23 protein-coding genes are annotated in these 21,391 nt (G+C 41.7%); 3 read left to right on the forward strand and 20 right to left on the reverse strand.

The genetic code is table 11. From position 1 onward, the window contains the following. Nucleotides 1-727 precede the first annotated feature (727 nt). From ABOA58_RS17465 to ABOA58_RS17485, 5 genes are all read right to left on the reverse strand, one after another. The gene (locus ABOA58_RS17465; protein ID WP_350299396.1) at nucleotides 728-1,603 is read right to left on the reverse strand and encodes a superoxide dismutase; all 876 of its coding nucleotides are present in this window, start codon (nucleotides 1,601-1,603) and stop codon (nucleotides 728-730) included. A 121-nt stretch (nucleotides 1,604-1,724) separates the two neighbouring features. Then, nucleotides 1,725-2,213 carry a YpuI family protein gene (locus ABOA58_RS17470; RefSeq protein ID WP_137016092.1) on the reverse strand — a complete coding sequence of 163 codons (489 nt, stop codon included), beginning with the start codon at nucleotides 2,211-2,213 and terminating at the stop codon, nucleotides 1,725-1,727. A gap of 22 nt (nucleotides 2,214-2,235) precedes the next feature. Next, entirely contained in the window at nucleotides 2,236-2,652 is a 417-nt protein-coding gene (locus tag ABOA58_RS17475; protein ID WP_350299397.1) for a hypothetical protein, read from the reverse strand. Nucleotides 2,653-2,707: 55 nt separating this feature from the next. Next, a complete protein-coding gene (gene scpB, locus ABOA58_RS17480) occupies nucleotides 2,708-3,289 on the reverse strand; it encodes an SMC-Scp complex subunit ScpB (protein WP_076365560.1) in 582 nt (193 codons plus the stop codon). Then, complete coding sequence (locus ABOA58_RS17485) at nucleotides 3,276-4,043, reverse strand: segregation/condensation protein A (protein WP_101222464.1); 768 nt, start codon at nucleotides 4,041-4,043, stop codon at nucleotides 3,276-3,278. The genes scpB and ABOA58_RS17485 overlap by 14 nt, the downstream gene beginning before the upstream one ends. 215 nt (nucleotides 4,044-4,258) lie before the next feature. Between ABOA58_RS17485 and ABOA58_RS17490 the strand changes: the two genes are divergently transcribed. Further along, a complete protein-coding gene (locus tag ABOA58_RS17490; protein WP_283915101.1) occupies nucleotides 4,259-4,351 on the forward strand; it encodes a YjcZ family sporulation protein in 93 nt (30 codons plus the stop codon). A 165-nt stretch (nucleotides 4,352-4,516) separates the two neighbouring features. Beyond that, the gene (locus tag ABOA58_RS17495; protein WP_350299398.1) at nucleotides 4,517-5,053 is read left to right on the forward strand and encodes a DUF309 domain-containing protein; all 537 of its coding nucleotides are present in this window, start codon (nucleotides 4,517-4,519) and stop codon (nucleotides 5,051-5,053) included. Between the two features lie 28 nt (nucleotides 5,054-5,081). On the opposite strand, the gene ABOA58_RS17500 is transcribed toward ABOA58_RS17495, so the two are convergent. After that, nucleotides 5,082-5,426 carry a GNAT family N-acetyltransferase gene (locus tag ABOA58_RS17500; RefSeq protein WP_101222466.1) on the reverse strand — a complete coding sequence of 115 codons (345 nt, stop codon included), beginning with the start codon at nucleotides 5,424-5,426 and terminating at the stop codon, nucleotides 5,082-5,084. 581 nt (nucleotides 5,427-6,007) lie between these two features. Between ABOA58_RS17500 and ABOA58_RS17505 the strand changes: the two genes are divergently transcribed. Then, nucleotides 6,008-6,877 carry a DUF1002 domain-containing protein gene (locus ABOA58_RS17505; RefSeq protein ID WP_230176973.1) on the forward strand — a complete coding sequence of 290 codons (870 nt, stop codon included), beginning with the start codon at nucleotides 6,008-6,010 and terminating at the stop codon, nucleotides 6,875-6,877. A gap of 380 nt (nucleotides 6,878-7,257) precedes the next feature. On the opposite strand, the gene lysA is transcribed toward ABOA58_RS17505, so the two are convergent. From lysA to xerD, 14 genes are all read right to left on the reverse strand, one after another. After that, entirely contained in the window at nucleotides 7,258-8,586 is a 1,329-nt protein-coding gene (gene lysA, locus ABOA58_RS17510; RefSeq protein ID WP_350299399.1) for a diaminopimelate decarboxylase, read from the reverse strand. A gap of 275 nt (nucleotides 8,587-8,861) precedes the next feature. Then, nucleotides 8,862-10,328, reverse strand: a complete 1,467-nt coding sequence (locus ABOA58_RS17515; RefSeq protein WP_434547797.1) for a spore germination protein — start codon at nucleotides 10,326-10,328, stop codon at nucleotides 8,862-8,864. Further along, nucleotides 10,309-10,914: a stage V sporulation protein AE gene (locus ABOA58_RS17520; protein WP_350299401.1), complete on the reverse strand. Its 606-nt coding sequence runs from the start codon at nucleotides 10,912-10,914 to the stop codon at nucleotides 10,309-10,311. The genes ABOA58_RS17515 and ABOA58_RS17520 overlap by 20 nt, the downstream gene beginning before the upstream one ends. A 41-nt stretch (nucleotides 10,915-10,955) precedes the next feature. Beyond that, nucleotides 10,956-11,378 (reverse strand): stage V sporulation protein AB, encoded by a 423-nt coding sequence (locus ABOA58_RS17525; RefSeq protein WP_034308131.1) that lies wholly within the window; start codon nucleotides 11,376-11,378, stop codon nucleotides 10,956-10,958. After that, the gene (locus tag ABOA58_RS17530) at nucleotides 11,368-11,988 is read right to left on the reverse strand and encodes a stage V sporulation protein AA (RefSeq protein WP_241592409.1); all 621 of its coding nucleotides are present in this window, start codon (nucleotides 11,986-11,988) and stop codon (nucleotides 11,368-11,370) included. The genes ABOA58_RS17525 and ABOA58_RS17530 overlap by 11 nt, the downstream gene beginning before the upstream one ends. 155 nt (nucleotides 11,989-12,143) lie before the next feature. Then, entirely contained in the window at nucleotides 12,144-13,433 is a 1,290-nt protein-coding gene (locus tag ABOA58_RS17535) for an NCS2 family permease (protein ID WP_048680228.1), read from the reverse strand. Between the two features lie 291 nt (nucleotides 13,434-13,724). Beyond that, nucleotides 13,725-14,492, reverse strand: coding sequence for an RNA polymerase sporulation sigma factor SigF (gene sigF / locus ABOA58_RS17540; protein WP_137016104.1), 768 nt, complete (start codon nucleotides 14,490-14,492; stop codon nucleotides 13,725-13,727). A 13-nt stretch (nucleotides 14,493-14,505) separates the two neighbouring features. Continuing rightward, nucleotides 14,506-14,946 (reverse strand): anti-sigma F factor, encoded by a 441-nt coding sequence (spoIIAB, locus tag ABOA58_RS17545; protein ID WP_053346844.1) that lies wholly within the window; start codon nucleotides 14,944-14,946, stop codon nucleotides 14,506-14,508. A gap of 1 nt (nucleotide 14,947) precedes the next feature. Next, nucleotides 14,948-15,298 carry an anti-sigma F factor antagonist gene (spoIIAA, locus tag ABOA58_RS17550; RefSeq protein WP_034308142.1) on the reverse strand — a complete coding sequence of 117 codons (351 nt, stop codon included), beginning with the start codon at nucleotides 15,296-15,298 and terminating at the stop codon, nucleotides 14,948-14,950. 131 nt (nucleotides 15,299-15,429) lie between these two features. Continuing rightward, nucleotides 15,430-16,596, reverse strand: coding sequence for a D-alanyl-D-alanine carboxypeptidase family protein (locus ABOA58_RS17555; protein WP_350299402.1), 1,167 nt, complete (start codon nucleotides 16,594-16,596; stop codon nucleotides 15,430-15,432). Nucleotides 16,597-16,802: 206 nt separating this feature from the next. Continuing rightward, entirely contained in the window at nucleotides 16,803-18,107 is a 1,305-nt protein-coding gene (locus tag ABOA58_RS17560; protein ID WP_350299403.1) for a pyrimidine-nucleoside phosphorylase, read from the reverse strand. Nucleotides 18,108-18,174: 67 nt separating this feature from the next. Continuing rightward, complete coding sequence (locus tag ABOA58_RS17565) at nucleotides 18,175-18,987, reverse strand: purine-nucleoside phosphorylase (protein WP_350299404.1); 813 nt, start codon at nucleotides 18,985-18,987, stop codon at nucleotides 18,175-18,177. Continuing rightward, nucleotides 18,988-20,190: a phosphopentomutase gene (deoB, locus tag ABOA58_RS17570; protein WP_350299405.1), complete on the reverse strand. Its 1,203-nt coding sequence runs from the start codon at nucleotides 20,188-20,190 to the stop codon at nucleotides 18,988-18,990. 302 nt (nucleotides 20,191-20,492) lie between these two features. Beyond that, nucleotides 20,493-21,386 carry a site-specific tyrosine recombinase XerD gene (gene xerD / locus ABOA58_RS17575; RefSeq protein ID WP_101222475.1) on the reverse strand — a complete coding sequence of 298 codons (894 nt, stop codon included), beginning with the start codon at nucleotides 21,384-21,386 and terminating at the stop codon, nucleotides 20,493-20,495. Nucleotides 21,387-21,391: the final 5 nt, after the last annotated feature.

The following is a 21,391-nucleotide window of genomic DNA, read 5'->3' on the forward strand; positions in this document are numbered from 1 at the left end:
TCAGGCAAAAAAAAACGAACCTTTACGGCTCGTGTCAGTTTGACGGCAAAATGTTGTTCGGATTCCGAATAGTAAGGTGAAGGTCGAAAAAAATTTGTGAACGGTCGAATATAGTGCCTCAACGGTCGAATACTGTGCTGGGTAGGTTGAATAAAGTGTGGTTTAGGTCGATAAACTGCGTTAACATCCCAAGACAGTGCTGCGGGTCGAATAAAGCGCTCTGGTCTTTATGTTTTTTTTAAGCTGTTTTCGCATACTTTGTTGCTATTTACTAAGTAGTGCGGTGTGGTTGATTTCCCCTCCAGATGCTCGCTTTCCGCGGGGCGGGCGGTGAGCCTCCTCGGCGTAAACGCCTGTGGGGTCTCACCTGTCCCGCTGCTCCCGCAGGAGTCTCGCACTTCCGCTCCAATCAACCTTAAATAGTTTCGTTTTAAAAACAACGATCTTTACGAAAAGAGCTTTTTTTACTGTAACCTTCATTGAATTGAGAAACTTGCGACACTACTGCCGAAAATCCGGCTACCCGAGACAACAAAGGTGCTTACTTTGATTTGGCTTGGCAGACAGTCGGCGGAAAGGGAGCTGATTTCTGAAATCTACTGAACTTTTCAAATAAAAAACTGCAGGCAAACTGAGTATTCATCGAGTTTGTCTACAGTCTGGAACGTACCTTTACAGCTCATGTATTTGTATTTGTTTCTCCAAAAACTTTACTATATTTTATCTGTTATTGCTTTTTCCAAATAAGCTTTTTCGCTTCGGTGAACCTTACGGCTGTTTTCGGCCAGTTTACAACGTCCCACCATTTGTCCACATAGGCTGCCCGATTATTTTTATATTGCAGGTAATAAGCATGTTCCCATACATCAAGAACAAGGATTGGGATTGTATCCCACTGGGTCAAAACCATATGCAATTCCGATTGAAGTATTTCTAGTCGCCGCGCACGCGGAACCCAGACTAAAATTGCCCAGCCAACACCTTCTACTTGTTTGGCAGCTTCACTAAAATGACTTTTAAAAGCGGCAAAGCTTCCAAAATCCTTCTCAATCTGGTTAAGTAAATCCCCCCTTGGCTGTCCGCCCCCTCCCGGAATCATCTCTTCCCAGAACAGCGTATGGAGATAATGGCCTGACCCATGAAAAGCTGCTTCCTTTTCCCAATGTTTCAACAAGGAAAAATCTTTCGTTTCCCTCGCTTTTTTCATCATCAATTCCGCTTTATTCAGACCATCGACATATGCTTGATGATGCTTATCATGGTGCAGATACATGATTTCCCTCGAAATCGTCGGCTCCAACGCATCATAGGCATAAGGTAACGGCGGTAGCGTATGCTTCCCAATCGGTACCGATTGCCTTTCCTGTATATTGAATTCCCTAGCGAGCTCTTCAATTTCCTCGTAGACCCGAGCCATCTCTTCTTCAATCAGGACCATATCCTCATAATCCATTTCTTCCTCATCCATATCTTTTGTCATCTCGGAAAGCCGTTCAATATTTGACAGCACTGGCGAATCGGTGATATCGATCTTCTCAAGGTATTCCATCACTCCATCAACCCAATCACTTACCTCTTTAGCATAATCTCTTTCATCAGACATCTTGCAACCTCCTCTTAGCCTTTATGCACATAAATCATCAAAGTATTTTATGTTTCGAATAAGCGGAGATTCCATTTATAGATAAAAAAAACAGCAAGGCCTATTAAGCCTAGCTGTTTCATTATCTTGACTGTAACATTTTCGTCCGGTAATCCGTTTCATAAAACTCCAATTCTTCACGCATGGTCTGGAATCCACTTTCCACGGCCTTCAGAATGGATATTATGCTGTCAGGTACACTTTGGTGAAATTTAATCGAGTTTTTCCCTGTATAGGCAGATCTGCTGTCCTCAAACCACCGATCTGATTTTGGGGAAAAGTATTCTTCGATACATTGATGATAAATTCTATAAAGCGTCTTTTCAGCTGCGGCTTTATTGAAAACATCATTTTTCAGAACGATTTGGCAAGCCTCCAAGCCCTCTTCACAACTTACAAGCATTCTTCTTAAACTGGAAAGGATCCCTTTATAATAGGTTTCATCCCCGCTTTTTTCTTCTTGCAGCTTAGAATAGGTCGTCTCATTTATAAATTCCTCTAGCTGAGCCACTGTCGTTTCTAAAAAGCCTTTTACATCCTCAAGCTGAGATTTTACCAATGTATTCCCCAACCGTGAACCCTCCTCAAAATGATTAAGATTGAAAATAATAGTCAACATGTGATTCTATATCATATGGTTTAGCTTGGTCAATAGATATAAACACTTTCTCCAATTTTTCAAAATCTATATTTTCGAAATAACCAGCCAGCTCTTTTTCTGCATTTATATATATACGTTTTCGGTTAACCAGGCTCGGGTCCTTGAGTAGACAGACCATGGCAATGATATCAGCCATATAAATATCCCTGTTAGGGCTTTTGAATATGGGATTGGCGGGATATGGGGTCCAACGAGTGACCATCTCATCAAAATAGCGAAGATACAGTACATTCAGCGTCTTTTCTTCTCCATCCTTTATGTATTGTATAACGGATCGATTAAAGAAGTCCTCAGGTGAATTTGACTTTGACTTTTCAAGCCCAAATCCATTGCATGCTACAATTTGCACCCGCAATCCCCCCGCATTCATTTTTTTCTATATTATCACAATTTAAAGAAAAATGTTATTCGATTGTTTGCTGAAATTTTTCAAAAAACAGATCGGCTTCACCATTTTCAAAGCTATCATCCGAATTATCGGCGAGAGGCGGTAATTCATCTATGGAATTCAGGCCGAAGTAATCCAAAAACTCTTTTGTTGTCCCATATAAATAAGCCCGGCCGGAGCCTTCAGCACGTCCGACCTCTTTTATTAAGACTTTAGTGACAAGTGTATGAATGGGGCGTTCCGTTTTCACTCCGCGAATTTCATCAATTTCCGCTCTGGTAATCGGCTGCTTATAGGCAATGATTGCGAGTGTTTCCAAGGCCGCCTGGGACAAGCCTTGAGTGCTTGATGTTTCCACTAGCCTTTTCAAGTAATCCGAGTGCTCTTTCTTTGTCGTCATTTGATAAACACCCGCTATTTCGATAACCTGAATCCCACGTACATCCGATATATATTCTTCCTTCAAACTTTCAACGATGTCAGTTGCTTGATATTCCGTAATTTCCAGGACAGAGGCAATTTGTTTGACGGAGAGCCCTTCATCTCCGGCAGCAAACAATAATGCCTCAAGAATCCCTTTCCAATTAATAACTTCCAACTGGTTCTACACCTTCCTTAGCAGCAATCATGATTTCCGAAAAATTATCTTCCTGTTCAACGATGATTTCATTTAGTTTCATCAGTTCCAGCACCGCCATGAAAGTGATGACGATATGCTCCTTAACCGGGAGCGAAAACAGTTCAAAAAAACTTTTCTTCCCTTTTATTGATTGTAACTCAATCATGATTTCATCCATTCGTTTCTCTATCGATATCTCTTGTTTCGTTACTTTCGTGTATAGCGGCTTTTGAATTTTTTGCCTTCGCAGCAGTTTTTGCAGAGCACCCAACATATCATATAGACTTATATTCAACTCTTGTTTATCACTTTCCGCTTCTTTAACATAAACAGATAAATCACTTGGGGGTTTAGTGAACAGCAAGCTGCGTTCTTCTTCCATCCCTTTAAATTCTTCGGCTGCATATTTATACTTTTTATATTCTAATAGTTTTTCCACAAGCTCGTCCCGTGGATCTTCCTCAAATATTTCCCCATCTTCATCAATCAATTGTTCATCTTCATGCTTTGGAAGCAACATTTTACTCTTGATGGCAAGCAGTGTTGCAGCCATCACCAGATATTCGCTGGCCACATCCAATTCCAGATGCTGCATTGTATGGATGTACCCTAGGTATTGATCTGTAATATCAGCCATCGGAATATCGTAGATGTCTATTTCCAGGCGATTAATCAAATGCAGGAGTAAATCCATCGGACCTTCGAAAGCGTCAATTTTTATATTATAACCCATTAAATTACCTCATTTAAATCTAATTGGCCAAAAAAGGCCTATTTCTTTTACTAATCAAGTATAGTGGATTGCCGCCCTTTATCCAAATAATAATTTACTGTCCCTAGAAAAGTTTTTATTAGGGATTTCCGACAAATGGGTCGTTGCCCAATCACATTACGAAATCCAACATAACCTAGAAATGTAAGAATAGCAGAACAAAGGAGGTACTCATTATGGGTTCAGGTGGTTTTGGAAACGGCGGCGGATTCGCGTTTATTGTAGTATTGTTCATTTTATTAGTTATCGTCGGTGCTTCTTGGTGTTAATTGAAGACTGACGAATCAAGCTGATTGCCTTGCAATCGGCTTTCTTTATTTTCCAAGAAAAAATTCTATGCTAAACTTGGTGAGTATACATAGCGGGTGTTAGGCTATAAGAAAATGTTTTTTGCCTTACCTTAGATATTCCATAAAACAAAAGGGGTGCTCCTATTGAATTACGCGGAAGACTACCTTTCTTTCCTTGTCCATTTCCATGGGACTAGGGATTACTTCGAATGTCATGAAATTCTTGAAGAATATTGGAAAGAAACCGCACCAAAAGAGCGTGACTCTCATTGGGTCGGGCTCATTCAAATTGCGGTTGCCCTGTATCATGATCGCAGGGGAAACAAAAAAGGGGCTGCAAGGACCCTGTCTAAAGCCCTGTCAAATCTCCACCATAAAAAGGCCGAGCTCCTGGAGTTGGGACTCGATCCAGAACGACTGTTCAAATTGCTCGAGGACACCCATGAGCGAATGTTATCTCAAAAGCCATATGAAAGCATTAATCTGCCGATTGCGGATCAAGGCTTGATCGAAATATGCCAGACGATGTGTTTGCAAGAAGGGTACAAATGGGGTGCAGACAGCGACATGGCTAATTCTTCCATAGTCGATAAGCATCTAATGCGTGACCGTTCGGATGTCATTTCTGAAAGGGCTCGGCAACTATCCCTTCGAAAAACAAGAAAGGAGGACCGCCCTTAAAGGTGGTCCTCCTTTCCAGCTTTCATATTCAGAATTCTTCACATCTGTCAAGAAAGCTTTCGGTAAACTCATTTGCTTTTAATTCTTTGTCAGGATATTGCTCCTTGATGGCCCTGACCATCGTTTTACCGATACCTTGCTTCCGGAAGGATGGATTTACAGATATATGTTGTATCTCAATGTGGTTTGGAGAGACTTCTATCCCGATCAAGCCCGTAATCTCTTCATCTTTCCATAAGAACAGCTGTAGATTTTCATCCGTTTCATAATTCTTCATCGTATTCCGAAGCGTTTTTATCTCTTTTTCATTTGGCATGAAAGATAATAATCCCATGGCAAACTTCTCATAACTTTTCTTATACTTAATCAACATAATATCCCTCGTTACTAAATAACGTTTTTATTATCTTCCTGTTTCCAATTAATTTGCTTTGAATAATAATCCTCACATATAACATTTACATCATACATAAAAACCTCGTTCGTTTCAACATCACTTTCAGCACTTGATTTATCGATGTGCTATGTGCTAAGCGATAAACAGCCAGTATACGATTCCCCACATCAAAGCGATAATAAGCATCATAAGTAAAAGAGTCTTATTACTTTTCCTCATCCCATACTCCCTTTATGAATGGTCCAAATATTTAAATAACGAATTCATTCTACTATAACTTAACACAATCTGACAAATATCCTTGCAATCTTGCTTCGATTTTACTACATTGGTAAAGTGATCTAGGTTCATAGAATGCCCTCTTAGGTATAAAAGACAAAGATACACCAAACTTTTTCGTTTAAAAAACGTAGCTATCTTAGGCTATATAAATTTTTTTCAGGAAAATATGTATCTTTTTTATCCTTTGTTTCGTCAAATACTATGAATCTGATTTAAAGTGCCGCCCTTTTATTGAAAGATTCCCAATTCAGCAGGAAAAGTTAAGGAGGATTATCATGAAAAAAATGAATAAATGGGTCATTGTAACCATTTTATTATGCCTATTATTGCCATATAAGGCTTTTGCAGATGCAGCTGTTGGTGAAATGATCGTCACACTTGGTGAGAATTTGACGAATGAACAAAAAAATATGATTTTATCAGAAATGAAAGCACCTAATGATGTTGAGGTGCTGACGGTTACAAATGCGGAGGAACATGAATACTTAGGTGACTATATTGCTAGCCGTCTGATCGGTACAAAAGCGATTTCATCTTCTGCGATTACTTTGGAGGAAAAAGGGACCGGACTTAAATTGGAGTCGAAAAACATTAATTGGGTTTCCGATGAAATGTATATCAATGCACTGGCAACTGCTGGAGTAAAGGATGCTACAGTTTATGTCACCGCGCCAATACCAGTCTCCGGTACAGCGGCTTTGACAGGCGTCATTAAAGCCTATGAAATTTCTGCCGACAAGAAGATTCCTGAAGATGTGAAACAGGCAGCGAATGAAGAAATGGTGAAAACAGCAAAATTGGGTGACGAAATCGGTACAGAAGAAGCCTCTGCACTCGTTACGAAAATCAAAGAGGAAATGGCTGCAAATCCACCAGCCAATACTGAGGAGGTCCGCGAGGTGGTCGAGTCTTCAGCAAAAGACCTTGGAATCACCTTAAATGATGCTCAAGTCCAAAGTTTAATTGATTTATTCAATAAGCTAAAAGAATTGGATATTGATTGGAACGCTGTCGGTGATCAGCTTACTGCAGCTAAAGATAAGCTTTCCAATTTTCTTGAATCCGAAGAGGGTCAATCATTTCTGGATAAATTGAAAGAAGTCTTCAGTAGTTTAATAGACGCGATCAAGTCACTTTTCAGCTGAATCCAATAAAAAGGGATGGCCAATGCCATCCCTTTCAGAATGTAGGTAAACTCGATGAAAATCGAGTTTGCCCACAGTTTTTTTATAACAGTACAATTTGACCGTTGATTTCCACTACAGGCACTCGCTTTCCGCGGGCGGTCCGGGAGCCTCCTCGGCGCTATTGCGCCTGCGGGGTCTCCCTTTGACGCGCTTTCCCCGCAGGAGTCTCGTCCCTTCCGTTCCAATCAACTTTGATATAAAATTTAGATAGAAACAATTCCTGAGGTCTTGAAGGTATTGCTTTGGCTTATTTGGTTCGGGAACAACATTTAGCAAAGTTACGTTTTCCAAGCCCTTTTATTTACAAACTGAAAGGATGGCCAATGCCATCCTTTTTTCTATTCTTTATTGACGACTGCCGCTTCATGAAGGGCCAAATCCAAATGGATAAGATCTTCGTACGTCTCGCGTTTGATGACCAACCGGGCTTCTCCATTTTCGGCAAAGACGACTGCCGGTCTCGGAATCCGATTGTAATTATTCGACATGGAATATCCATATGCCCCTGTACAAAATACCGCCAAAACATCACCGCGGCCGGCTTTTGGCAATGGTAAATCCCAAATCAGCATATCTCCGCTTTCACAGCATTTCCCGGCAATGGACACTGTCTCTTCTACAGGGTCAAGCGGCCGGTTTGCCAGAATTGCATCATACTTCGCCTCATAAAGAGCTGGACGTATATTATCACTCATGCCCCCATCAACGGCAATATATTTACGGACATTAGGAACTTCCTTTTCAGAACCGACCTTGTATAACGTCACACCGGCGTCTCCGACTAAAGAACGGCCAGGTTCGATCCAGATTTCAGGCATCACTAAATCGGAATCAGCAATCAGGTCCTGCACTTCCCTAACGATTTCCTCAACGTATTGAGACGCCGGTAGCGGGTCGTCCTCTTGTGTATATCGAATCCCGAATCCCCCTCCGAGATTCAATACCTTTGGTTGAAACCCTACAGAATCGTGCCAATCATTCAGCTTGCCAATAATTTTTTGGGCCGCGAGAAGGAAACCTGTCGTTTGAAAGATCTGCGAACCTATATGGCAGTGCAGCCCCAGAACTTCCAGGAATCCACTTTTCAACGCTTGCCTAAGGGCTGCTTCGGCCTGGCCGTTAATAAGATCAAAACCAAATTTCGAATCTTCTTGCCCTGTCAAAATATAATCATGCGTATGGGCTTCAATACCTGGCGTTACACGAAGAAGGATTTTCACCTTTTGTTCACGGTTTGTACAAATTTCTTCCAACAGTGTCAACTCTGAAAAATTATCGACTACTATACAGCCAATGTCATAATCCAAAGCCATATGTAGCTCTTCTTCACTTTTGTTATTTCCATGAAAGTGAATCCGTTCCGTTGGGAAATTTGCCTTAATTGCCGTATACAATTCCCCCGCTGAGACAACATCGAGAGAAAGTCCTTCTTGCTCAGCCAACTGGATCATGGCAATCGAAGAAAAAGCCTTACTTGCGTAAGCAACTTGAGCTGAAATTCCCAATTCCTCAAAAGTTCTCTTAAACCCTCTTGCCCGTTCGCGAATTAGCTCTACATCATAAACATATAATGGTGTGCCAAATTGTTCGATCAATTCAATCGTGTCCACTCCGCCAATCTCCAGATGTCCACGTTCATTGACACCACCGGTTCCGTACAAATGCATGATAGCCTCACCTTCCTGACTTAAAACTAAAGATTAATAAGAAATGAGGCAGCCTCAAATAAAGAAACCCTGCTGTAAAAGGTTCTCTATATGAACAAGCCTCATCCGAATCGATTATCCCATGTAAATATTGTTCTCTATGACTGCTTAGTAGTTCGAAGGGAAAGACAGATTGGTTTAAACTCCAAAGAGTCATAGTAGCTTTATCTCTTTGTGAAGCTTAACTTTACCGCTTTATCCGAATAAAATTAAATTACCACAACTTTTCGACAACATCAACCTTTAGATTTTCTCGGCTGCCTATATAAATCCTGGGGATGTACAATACTCGGACGTTCTATAGAACCTGGATAAGGTCTTCTAAATATTATATGTGACAAGGCTTTCGGCTGAAACGGTAGAAGCGGCCATAAATAAGGTGTATTTAACGTTTTTATGCTAGTAAGCATGATAATGTATAGCGTGATGCCTATGACTAGGCCAGGCACTTTAAATAAAGCGACCAAAACTAGCAGGGCCAAACGGGAAATTTTATTCGCAACCCCTAGTTCTAAACTTGGAGTGACAAATGTACCGATTGTAGCCACTGAAGCGTAGAGAACTACTTCAGGAACAAAGAGGCCAACATCTATCGCTATCTGCCCTATCAAAACTGCCGCAACCAAGCCCATCGCCGTAGAAAGCGGGGTCGGAGTATGAACGGCTGCCATCCTTAGAAATTCTATCCCAATATCGGATATGAAGATTTGGACTACAATGGGTATATGCGTTTTTTCATTCGGTCCGATATACTCGAACTTTTCCGGCAGGAGGGAAGGCTCTAAACAAAACAATAACCAAATCGGCAGCAAGAATAACGAAACGAAAATCCCGAGAAACCGGACCCAGCGCACCAAGGTTCCCACGGCAGGTGCCTGTCGATACTCCTCAGCGTGTTGCATGTGATGGAAAAGAGTGGACGGGGTAATGATGACACTCGGTGAAGTATCCACATAAATAAGGACATGCCCCTCAAGCAAATGCGTTGCCGCCACATCAGCCCGTTCCGTGTATCTGACAAGCGGGTATGGATTATACTTTTGATTGACGATGAACTCTTCGATCGTTTTATCAGACATCGTTATGCCATCAACCTCAATACTATTCAATTCCTTACGAACGATTTCTATTAAATCGGGATCGGCAATATCTTTAATGTAGCCGATGGATATATCCGATTTCGATCGTTCCCCTACATGCAGCATTTCGAAACGTAATCTTTCATCCCGGATTCTCCGTCTGGTTATCGCTGTGTTAATGATGATATTCTCGACAAAACCATCCCTTGATCCACGGACGACTTTTTCCGTATCGGGTTCTACTGGCTGTCTCCCGGGATAACTCCTGACATCCACAACCAATCCTATTGGTTTACCATCAACAACAACGACTATTAAACCGGATAATACCTGATCAACAAGCTCATCCATCGTCTTTATTTCCTGAACGGATTGGTGTACGAGCAAGTCTTTGACTACATCAAAAACTTTAGTAGACACGATATCGGCATTTTTGTTATGAATAAGAGAATCGAGGATATCGATGATGTACTCTGTATCCGTCAGCCCGTTTATATAGTAAATATGCACATCTTTTCTATAGACCTTTATCTTTCTTACTCCTAAGTCGAAGCTGACGCCTAGACCTACTTTCTCTTCCATGTACGCGTCAACTTCCGCTACCCTACTCGGAATCGGCATCATGTTTTGAGGTTTTTCTGAAGTCATTATGACCACTCCTTTCCAATATGATTTCCACCGCTAGCTTCGTTATCGGTGCTCCTCTTTTAAAATCGTCCTGATGGGACATTTTCCCTATATCTCCTATCCCCACTACGATGGGAACATGTAATTGATCGATGCAATACACCGTATCTCCTGTTATCTTGCCCAGTTCAAATTCCTCGGCGCCGTATTTATCAACCCCGTTCGGTGTCAAATTACCATCACGGTCAATACAGATATCCACCTTGGTCCATTCTTCCCTTCTAGTCCTTGAAGCGACCGCTATTACGCCAAGGACATTAATATCAGGGTGTCCGGCAACTACCTTCATTGCCTGTTCGCCTGATCCTTCTCCTATAAAACCGCTATCATCAAACATGACCAATACAGGATCATACTTCGCCTTTTTTATTAATTCAACTAACTCCAAGCCCGTATATCGTGATGGATTACCTTGGGACATGGAGATACATCTTCCCCCAATTTCCTTGGCTACATGCTCGACAGCCCGTTTCGCATACTCATCTCCATCCGTAATCAATATCACTTTTCGTTTGGTCACCATCTTGGGCCTACCTTTCATCATCAGGAATAGTTACCATAAACTTATAAATCAACAAAATAAATCCATTGGAATAATGATCCGGCTATTTTTCCCAATACGAGTGCCATCAACAGATAAATGATCTTCTCTTGAATTCCGATTCGTTTTGAAAGAACCGGAAATACATTCAGGACTTCAGTTAAGGCAGCAGCGAGCATCCCATTAAATATCCCGTCAGCCAAACCGATCGGAATTAATAAAAAATGCGGGAGGGAAAGTTCCGTTTCCTGTAATCCTAACCATGTTCCTGCGACAACCCCGGCTATGATGGCTCCTTCGTAGTAATGTATCATTTTCATTGTTTTTGTCAGCTGAGTCAGCCTCGGAATCACCCCAAGTACAGTTAAAAACGCTACAAAACCGGCACCTGTCGCAAAACCCCCGGCTAAACCGACAAAGATTCCGAAGATGATTTTACCGGTCATCAAGGTGGCGCACGTTCTCCTTATTTTCATTCATGATTACATAACGGTCCAAATCCTGCTGATAGTTGAACATTTCAACCTCGAGCGGACTAGGTTCCTCATTGAAGCGTTTTTTAAAGAAGTGATTAAAAAATAAAATCATGCCCATACCAAGGCCGAAGCTATATGGGATTTGGATCAATAACGGCTTATCTTCCACTTTTCCCGTTATTATAGTAAAGATTTTTTGATGCACTTCCCCCATGCTGACATCCACATGAAAATTCATGATCGTCATTCCGCCGCCGACAAATAACAAAAACCAAACTAAGGCGAATGTCAGGTATGACATTTTCTTTTTCGAGAGGATGATTTCGATGATCGTTTGGGAGGGCCCGAATGTCTCCACTTCAATAGTCGGATCCACCTTGCGGATGGCCATGATAACTTGAGCCAAATCAATGACAATAATATTCCTATCTTCCTTCTTGACCGTTAATAATATGATTTCTTCAATTAAGGCAATCACTTCTTCAGGTCCGATTATCCTTGCAATATCTTTTATCCTCACCGTTTGATTTCCCTTTACTTGTACACGGTTCCTCATCCTGATATATACAACTGCCACTATCATCACATCCCGACCTTTTATTTCCTTATGCTAGTAGTATGGATTGGAAACAGTTTGAAAATGCAGGAAGTGAACCATGTCCAAATATTACTAATTTGAAAACAAAAAAAGACACGCTGCAATGACAGCATGTCTTTTTGATTTAGATTCATACTTTAATGAGTGGGGAAGAAAATCAGCTGAACCAAAAATATCAATCCAAAAATATAAATGAGCGGATGTACGGATTTTCCTTTTCCACTGAATACCTTCATAAGGGGATACGTAATGAACCCGATTGCAATCCCTGTAGATATACTTGAAGTAAGCGGCATCGTTAAAATGATGGCAAATGCCGGAAATGCCTCATCGAAAATTTTCCAATTGACTTTAGCCAGTCCTTCCATCATGAAACATCCCACGATGATCAAAACAGGAGCTGTGATTGCTTGAACTGAAGAAATTGCCGATATCAATGGAGAAAAGAAAATCGATGCAGCAAACAAGATTGCCACGACTGTAGCGGTTAATCCCGTACGTCCGCCAGCGGCCACTCCCGTACTAGATTCAACATAGGCAGTCGAAGGGCTTGTACCAAACATCGAGCCGACTGTCGTCGCAATCGCATCACCTAAAAAGGCTTTCTTGGCACGGGGGATTTTCCCATCCTTCGTTAGTCCTGCCTGTTCCGTCACGCCAATCAAGGTTCCTGTCGTATCAAAAATCGTCACAAGTAAAAAGGCGAAAACAATTGAATATAAAGAATTCGTGAAGACCCCGGCAATATCGATATCGAAAAATACCGGTGTTGGAGGTACAGATAAGACCCCATCGAAGTTGAGCAAACCGATAAAGTAGCCAATGATTGCCGTAACGATCATACCAATGAAAATTGCCCCTTTAATATTACGGGCCATAAAAATTAAGGTAATGAATAAGCCTGCTAATGCTAAAACGGTTCCAGGCTGATGCAAATCGCCAAGTGTCACCATCGTTGATTCATTAGGAACTACGATTCCAGCATTTTTTAATCCGATAAACGCAATGAATAAACCAATTCCTGATGTAATGCCATACTTTAATGAGTTAGGAATCGCATCAATTATCATTTTACGCAAGCTTGTCACGCTAATTAGCAGAAATAGCAAACCAGCAATGAAAACCGTACCGAATACGGTCTGGTATGAAAGGCCCTGTGCCCCCACTACGCTGGCAAAATACGCATTCAAACCCATCCCTGGTGCTATCGCAATCGGGTATTTTGCAACGAGTCCCATGATAAGGGTACCAATCACCGCTGATATGACCGTTGCCATGAAAACTTGTTCAAATGGTATTCCGATTGAAGACAATAAAGCCGGATTCACGATTAGGATATAAACCATAGTCAAAAATGTCGTAACACCCGCCATGACTTCTGTACGGACATCCGTCCCATTTTCTTTCAGGGAGAAAAACTTTTCCATAAACATATTTTAGACCTCCAGATCTAAAGGAAACACCGACAACCGTTTGCACGAAAAGACAAGGTGTCCTAATATTGTACTGCATCAACGTTTTCCCTAATCATTATTGATTAAAAGAAAGCTAAAAAAACGAATGAAAAACGCGACCTTTACTATAATATTCGTTTTTAATCCTAAATTCAACTAAAAAATTCGACCCCGCTCATATTTTCATTCTACTTGATAAGAACCTCTTTTACTTTTTCCTAAAATCAATCATTTATTTTCAAGCTCAATGAAAAACCACATGAATCATTGATTCATGTGGTTTTTCATTTGCTGAAGAATCTTCTTTTCCAGCCTTGACACCTGGACTTGGGAGATACCAAGCCTTGCCGCCACTTCCGATTGCGTCTGATCTTTATAATACCTCAGGAAAACAATCAGCCTTTCACGTTCATTCAATTCTTGTATGGCTTCTTTCAAAGCGATTTGATCGAACCAGGAGGTTTCATTATTGTCGGCAATCTGGTCAAGAAGAGTAATCGGATCTCCATCATTTTCGTAAACCGTTTCATGGATGGATGAAGGGCTCCTGCTAGCTTCTTGGGCCATGATGATTTCCTCTGGCGACAGCTCTAGATGTTCCGCCAATTCATTGACAGTCGGAACACGGCCGTACGTCTTTGAAAGCTCCTCTTTGGCCCGGCGAATTTTATTCGCCATTTCCTTTAATGACCGGCTTACTTTAACCGTTCCGTCATCACGGATAAAACGTTGGATTTCACCAATGATCATAGGCACAGCATACGTTGAGAATTTCACTTCAAACGATAAGTCAAATTTATCCACGGACTTTAACAGACCAATACAGCCTATTTGATAAAGGTCATCCGGTTCGTAACCTCGATTGAGGAATCTTTGCACTACTGACCATACAAGCCTCAGATTGCTGTTGACAATCAGATTTCTCGCATCTTGGTCACCGCTCTGGCTGCGTTGGATTAAATTCCGCAATTCCTCATCTTTTAAATGGGGCTGGCCTTTCTTGCTCTTCTCGTTTTTAACCTCCACATCCATATGCAAGTCTCCCTTAATTGCACAAAGCTCTGCTTGTAGTTAAGTGCTTTTTTAATCGAATGATCGTGCCTTCGCCCTTATGGGAAATAATATTGATTTCATCCATGAAGTTTTCCATGATGGTGAATCCCATACCGGAACGTTCAAGTTCGGGTTTTGTCGTAAATAACGGCTGTTTAGCCTCCTCGACGTCTTCAATGCCCAGTCCTTCATCCCGGATGGTCAATTCCACAGTATCGCCTTCGATGATCACTGAAATGTATACCCAACCTTCCGGGTCACTCTCATACCCATGGATAATCGAATTCGTAACGGCTTCTGACACGACAGTCTTGATCTCTGTCAATTCATCCATCGTCGGGTCCAATTGGGCAATGAAAGCCGCAACAGTTACCCTGGCAAAAGATTCATTTTGGCTAAGTGCAGAAAATTTCGTTTCCATTTTATTTTTCATTTTAGGCAACCCCCAGTCTTTGCAAAGCGTTTTTTTCGGATAGTTCCATTTTAACAATTTTAAACAACCCTGACATCTCAAATAACCGCTTTACTGCTGGAGAAATTGCACAGACCACCATTTCACCTTGCTTTTTATTCACCTGCTTATAGCGCCCTAAAATAACTCCGAGCCCTGAACTGTCCATAAAATCCAATTCTTCCATGTTGAGGATGATATGTTTGATATTATGCTTTTGAATGGCTGCCTCTGCCTGGTTTTTCAATTTTTCTGCTGTATGATGATCTAAATCACCTTTGAGACGAATGCACAATACACGATTTTTCGCCTCCATATTAATCGTAAGACTCATTATATACAGCCTCCTTCACTGTCTTATAAAGAGTCAAATTCTCTTTTTCACCTGCCGATTCCTCCTTACTAGCAAAACTAGTGGAGATTCGCCTAAATTAGTACGATTAACAGGCATTGCGACAATTTATTCTATTTCGCTTGGGTAAACATGCCGAAAGCCCGTTTATACAATTGCCACCAGCTGGCATTTTCAACAGTTTCCTTCGCAACAATCGGAGATTCGACATACACCTTGCCGTTTTTCTTCAATTCAAGAGTACCAATTTCATCACCTTTTTTAATCGGGGCATCCAAATCTTTATCAAGCGTGATTTTTTTTGTAAAGTCCTTTGCCGTTCCGTTTTTGGCTGTCAAAACTGAAATAGGTTCACTTGTCACACCCACCACCGATTTCTTGTCTCCTTTACTTACCTTTGCTTCACCTAACACCTCGCCTCGTTTATAAATCGGGTATGTGATATATTGTGAAAATGCATAATCTAACATCTTGGTGACCTGAGCGTTTCGTTCCTTAGGGGAAACGGCTCCGAAAACGACGGCAATGACACGCATATTCCCTTTTTTGGCGGTCGCTGTCAAACAATACTTCGCTTCATTTGTGAATCCTGTCTTCAGTCCATCGACCCCAGGGTAAAATTTCACCAATCTGTTCGTGTTGACAAGCCAGAATTTCTTTTCGGTATTTTCACGGAGATAATCTTCATATGTACCCGTGAACCTTGTAATCGTATCGTATTTCAATAATTCCTTCGCCATGATCGACATATCATTTGCCGAACTGTAATGATCTTTAACAGGAAGGCCTGTTGCGTTTTGGAACTTTGTATTTTTCAACCCGAGATCTTTCGCCCTTTTGTTCATTTTCCTGACAAACTCTTCTTCCGATCCAGCTAGACGTTCAGCCATCGCCACCGATGCATCATTCGCCGAACCAATCGAGATGCCCTTGAGCATTTGTTCTGTGGTCATTTCTTCACCTGGCTCGAGGAAGATCTGGGAACCGCCCATCGATGCTGCATACTCACTAGTCCTTATTTTCTCCTTCATGCTAAGTTCGCCTTTATCAATCGCTTCCATGATCAGCAGCATTGTCATGATTTTCGTCATGCTTGCCGGCGAAAGACGAACGTCTGCATTTTTATCATAGAGAACAGTACCTGTATCCCGTTCAATCAAAATAGCCGATTTAGCATTTGCCGCCAATTCGACTCCTTTTTCCTCAGCTGCTTTTGTATGTGGGATGCTAAAACCCATTGCTACCAATACGGTTAAAAATAGAGAAAGAATCCGCTTCATCTCCATACCCTCCAATCTTTATAGAATTTATTTTTTCCATTAAACCCATTTTTATACAAATAAAGATGAATTTTGAACATATACTGGATATAGGGTAACAAAGTGAACCAAATTAAAAGAGGATGCGCATGGGCATCCTCTTTTAAACATTCAATGAAATAAACGTAAAAAGGCCGCTCAAAAGCGCGGCCCTTTTTGGAAAATATTTATTCCATGATCTCTTTATAGATCAAAGTAGGTTTTTCTATTTTCTCTTTTGAAATCGCAATGCTTTCATACAATTTTTCTTTTACCTTTGAAACATCTTCGAAGTTGCTGTAAATCGTCACAAGGGATTCACCTTTTGCCACGGTTTCCCCGATTTTTTTACGAAGTACCAGTCCGACTGCCAAATCAATCTCTGATTCCTTAGTCGCCCGCCCGGCACCTAACAGCATGGCTGCCGTTCCTACTTCATCAGCGATGATTTCCGATACATATCCGTCCTCTTTCGCTTCCAGCTCGAAAGTATGAGCAGCCTGCGGCAGTTTTTCCGGCTGATCTACAACCGAACCGTCGCCTCCCTGCGCTTCCAAGAAAATCTTGAATGAGTTAAGTGCAGAACCATCCTTTATCGCATTTTCCAGCAAGGTTCTTGCTTCTTCCAGCGAACTTGCCTTTTTGGCAAGGTATACCATATGGCTTCCTAGTGTTAAAGAAAGTTCCGTTAAATCTTCCGGTCCCTCTCCTTTAAGCGTATCGATGGCTTCCTTCACTTCTAGAGCATTTCCGATTGCGTAACCCAACGGTTGGCTCATATCGGAAATGACAGCCATCGTGTTTCGTCCCACATTGTTTCCAATGCTAACCATTGCATGCGCCAACTCTTCGGAATCTTCGAGCGTTTTCATGAAAGCGCCCGCTCCCGTTTTAACATCAAGTACGATTGCATCAGCACCAGCGGCGATTTTCTTACTCATGATCGATCCAGCAATCAAACCGATACTGTTAACGGTACCCGTAACATCGCGCAATGCATATAGCTTTTTGTCGGCGGGAGTCAGGTTACCACTTTGCCCAATGACAGCTATCTTATTTTTATTGACAAGTCGGATGAACTCGTCATTTTCTATTTCGACATGAAATCCTTTTACAGACTCCAACTTATCGATCGTTCCGCCTGTATGGCCAAGACCCCGTCCTGACATCTTTGCCACTGGAACACCTACAGCAGCAACCAATGGTCCAAGCACTAGAGTTGTGGTATCACCAACACCGCCTGTTGAATGTTTATCGACCTTAATTCCTTCAATCATCGATAAATCAATTTGATCTCCTGATTCGACCATTGCCATGGTTAGATCAGCACGTTCCTGCTCATTCATGCCTTTAAAATAAACAGCCATTGACCAAGCGCTCATTTGGTAATCCGGAATCGATCCATCGGTAAACCCTTTGATGATGAACTGTATTTCTTCTGTAGTAAGAGCCTTTCCATCGCGCTTTTTCTCGATTAAATCTACCATTCTCATATTAGAATCCCCACTTTTTCAAGGACACCGCTTCTCTTTAGGTGTACTTGTATTTTTTTGGTCCGTTTTATATGTCTTTAACAATTTGCTTAACAAATTCAAGAAAACTGCTTTTCACTTTTTCAGTCGTTTCGATTACCTCTTCATGCGACAAAGGCTGATCCAGAATGCCCGCGGCCATATTGGTAAGGCATGAGATTCCGAGCACCCTCATTCCGCTATGCCTTGCTACGATAACTTCCGGAACTGTCGACATACCAACTGCATCCCCGCCAAGGATCCTTGCCATTTTCACTTCTGCCGGTGTCTCATAGGTCGGTCCTGTATTCCCGATATAGACACCTTCTTTAATATCCAATCCTAGTGAAGCTGCTATTTTTTTCGCTTGTGTCCGAAGGTCTTTATTATAAGCTTCCGACATATCAGGGAATCTAGGGCCGAAACGCTCTTCATTAGGACCAATCAATGGGTTTGCCCCCATTAAATTAATATGATCCGTAATGAGCATCAAGTCACCTGGTTCATAGCTTTCATTAACGCTTCCGGCAGCATTCGTTACGATTAACTGCTCAACACCAAGAAGTTTCATTACACGTACAGGAAAAGTGACCTTCTCCATGGAGTAACCCTCATAAAAGTGGAAACGTCCTTGCATCGCTACAACTTTTTTGCCACTTAAATGTCCTATGACAAGCTGTCCAGCGTGTCCTTCAACAGTCGATACCGGGAATTCCGGGATTTCGTGGTAAGGAATCGTTATCGGATTTTCAATTTCATCCGCCAATACTCCAAGTCCGGAACCAAGAATCAGTCCTATTTCCGGAGTGCCTTCAATTTTACTTTTTATGAATGACGCAGCAGTCTCTATTTTATTAAACATCTATTTATTCTCCCCTAAATTTAGATCGCCCAATATATTTTTTCCGAAGGCAGGCATTTTCACATCAAAATTAGCAGCGACCGTCGCCCCAATATCAGCAAATGTATCTCTTATCGGGAGTTCGGCACCTTCTGTAAATCGTTTGGAATAGACTAATAATGGTACATATTCACGTGTGTGATCGGTTCCTTCATGGACCGGATCATTCCCGTGATCGGCAGTGATGATCAATAAATCATCCTCTTTCAGTTTATCAAGGACTTCAGGCATCCGAGCATCGAATTCTTCCAATGCCTTTCCGTATCCCTCTGGATCGCGGCGGTGACCGTATAAAGCATCGAAGTCGACTAGATTAAGGAAACTTAACCCTTTGAAATCCTGTTCTACCGTTTGGATTAATTTATCCATTCCATCCATATTGGATACGGTCCTTAATGATTCAGTGACACCTTCCCCATCAAAGATATCCGAGATCTTCCCGATTGCAAGAACATCATATCCAGAATCTTTCAATTCATCCATTACTGTCCGGTCAAACGGCTTCAACGCATAATCATGACGGTTAGGCGTTCTTTTGAAGTTGCCCGGTTCACCTGTGAACGGTCTGGCAATAACGCGTCCAACCTTGAACTCATCAGCCATTGTCACTTCACGGGCAATTTCACAAATCTTGTACAATTCGTCTATCGGGACGATATCTTCATGTGCAGCAATCTGTAATACGGAATCAGCCGATGTATATACAATCAGGGCACCCGTTTTCATATGTTCCTCGCCAAGCCTCTCAATGATTTCCGTGCCGCTTGCCGGGACGTTCCCAATAATTCCCCGACCCATCTTCGCCTCGAGTTCATTGACTAATAATTCCGGGAAACCATCTGGAAATACACGGAATGGAGTCGATATATTCAACCCCATTATTTCCCAATGTCCAGTCATCGTATCTTTTCCTGTAGAGGCTTCCTTCATTTTCGTATAGTATGCGAGAGGTTGCTGAGCTTTTTCAATCCCCTTGATTTCACGGATATTGCCTAAACCCAATTTTGCGAGAGTCGGCATGTTCAATCCATTCATTCTTTCTGCGATATGGCCGAGTGTATCCGCCCCTTTATCACCGAATAAATCTGCATCAGGTGCTTCGCCAATTCCAACTGAATCCATAACTATTACAAATATTCGATTAAATGCTGAATTCCCTTTCATGAGTCATTCCTCCTAAAATAGTAAATCACTTTTTATACTCTCTATAATACCCTTATTCTGCTCAGTTACTCTTCATTTTAAATGAAACCGCGAGAACGTCAGAAGTCTGACCTCTCTACATTGTAAACGATTACCATGATGGAGACAAATAATATATTTCGGAATAAAACAAAGTTCCACTAGAGCGTGTTTTAGAATCATCAGCAGCCCTTTACCAGTCAAGTCCACACTGAAATAAAAAGGCTGCTCCTTCAACCGCTTCGCAGTTAAATTCACAACCTTTCTATCATTCTACTATTCTTTTAAGCTCGCGGATGGAATTTTGAATATACATCCTTGATCCGTACGTTCGTAATATGTGTATAAATTTGAGTTGTCGAAATATCCGCATGACCAAGCATTTCTTGGACGGCACGTAAATCAGCCCCGTTCATCAATAGATGTGTCGCGAAAGAATGTCTTAGTGTATGCGGTGTAATTTCTTTTTCAATTTGTGCCGATTTTACAAGTTTTTTTAGAATCTTCCAAAATCCCTGCCTTGTCAGCCTGTTTCCATGATGATTCAGAAAAAGTGAATCTGTCCTGTGCTTGGGGCTGGCCATTTTCCCCCGGGAACTTTCCATATAATGCTCAATCGCACCCAATGCAGTTTGGCCAATCGGAATGATCCTCTCTTTATTTCCTTTCCCTACACAACGGACAAAGCCCATCGATGCATGGACATCACTTACATCCATGGATATCAACTCACTGACACGCATACCCGTCGCATACATCAGTTCTAGCATCGCCTTATCGCGTAAACCGAATTCATCCATTTTCTTTGGGGCTTCCAATAGTGCTTCAACCTCTTCCATGCTTAATACCTTTGGAAGACTTCGTTCCGGTTTTGGCGTTTCTATATGTATGGACGGATCCTGATCGGTTACTTTTTCCCTTAGAAGAAATTGATGAAAAGACCGAATGGAGGCTATATGACGCGCCACCGTCTTCGATGATTTCCCTTGATCCTTCAAATGCACGAGAAAATGCAGGATGTTGACCCGCCGTGAATCATTCCAATCTTCGATGGCTTCAGCCTCTTTCAGAAAGCTCCAATATGATCTTAAGTCACGCTCATAGGAAACGAGCGTATTCTTGGCAAGCCCTTTTTCAATGGTTAAAAAATGAATGAAATCCCTAATTTGATTCTCCATATTCA

The organism is Peribacillus frigoritolerans (assembly GCF_040250305.1).
Taxonomy (GTDB): Bacteria; Bacillota; Bacilli; order Bacillales; family DSM-1321; genus Peribacillus.

Bases quoted from the DNA above. Each gene is read 5' to 3' on its own strand.
- ABOA58_RS17535 (WP_048680228.1), bottom strand. From the start codon at position 13,433: ATGGAAAAGTTTTTCTCCCTGAAAGAAAATGGGACGGATGTCCGTACA.
- ABOA58_RS17505 (WP_230176973.1), top strand. From the start codon at position 6,008: ATGAAAAAAATGAATAAATGGGTCATTGTAACCATTTTATTATGCCTA.
- deoB (WP_350299405.1), bottom strand. From the start codon at position 20,190: ATGAAAGGGAATTCAGCATTTAATCGAATATTTGTAATAGTTATGGAT.
- lysA (WP_350299399.1), bottom strand. From the start codon at position 8,586: ATGCATTTGTACGGAACCGGTGGTGTCAATGAACGTGGACATCTGGAG.
- xerD (WP_101222475.1), bottom strand. From the start codon at position 21,386: ATGGAGAATCAAATTAGGGATTTCATTCATTTTTTAACCATTGAAAAA.
- ABOA58_RS17500 (WP_101222466.1), bottom strand. From the start codon at position 5,426: ATGTTGATTAAGTATAAGAAAAGTTATGAGAAGTTTGCCATGGGATTA.
- ABOA58_RS17485 (WP_101222464.1), bottom strand. From the start codon at position 4,043: ATGGGTTATAATATAAAAATTGACGCTTTCGAAGGTCCGATGGATTTA.
- sigF (WP_137016104.1), bottom strand. From the start codon at position 14,492: ATGGATGTGGAGGTTAAAAACGAGAAGAGCAAGAAAGGCCAGCCCCAT.
- ABOA58_RS17560 (WP_350299403.1), bottom strand. From the start codon at position 18,107: ATGAGAATGGTAGATTTAATCGAGAAAAAGCGCGATGGAAAGGCTCTT.
- ABOA58_RS17520 (WP_350299401.1), bottom strand. From the start codon at position 10,914: ATGGTGACCAAACGAAAAGTGATATTGATTACGGATGGAGATGAGTAT.
- ABOA58_RS17565 (WP_350299404.1), bottom strand. From the start codon at position 18,987: ATGTTTAATAAAATAGAGACTGCTGCGTCATTCATAAAAAGTAAAATT.
- spoIIAB (WP_053346844.1), bottom strand. From the start codon at position 14,946: ATGAAAAATAAAATGGAAACGAAATTTTCTGCACTTAGCCAAAATGAA.
- spoIIAA (WP_034308142.1), bottom strand. From the start codon at position 15,298: ATGAGTCTTACGATTAATATGGAGGCGAAAAATCGTGTATTGTGCATT.
- ABOA58_RS17555 (WP_350299402.1), bottom strand. From the start codon at position 16,596: ATGAAGCGGATTCTTTCTCTATTTTTAACCGTATTGGTAGCAATGGGT.
- ABOA58_RS17465 (WP_350299396.1), bottom strand. From the start codon at position 1,603: ATGTCTGATGAAAGAGATTATGCTAAAGAGGTAAGTGATTGGGTTGAT.
- ABOA58_RS17525 (WP_034308131.1), bottom strand. From the start codon at position 11,378: ATGACCGGTAAAATCATCTTCGGAATCTTTGTCGGTTTAGCCGGGGGT.
- ABOA58_RS17490 (WP_283915101.1), top strand. From the start codon at position 4,259: ATGGGTTCAGGTGGTTTTGGAAACGGCGGCGGATTCGCGTTTATTGTA.
- ABOA58_RS17515 (WP_434547797.1), bottom strand. From the start codon at position 10,328: ATGATGCCGATTCCGAGTAGGGTAGCGGAAGTTGACGCGTACATGGAA.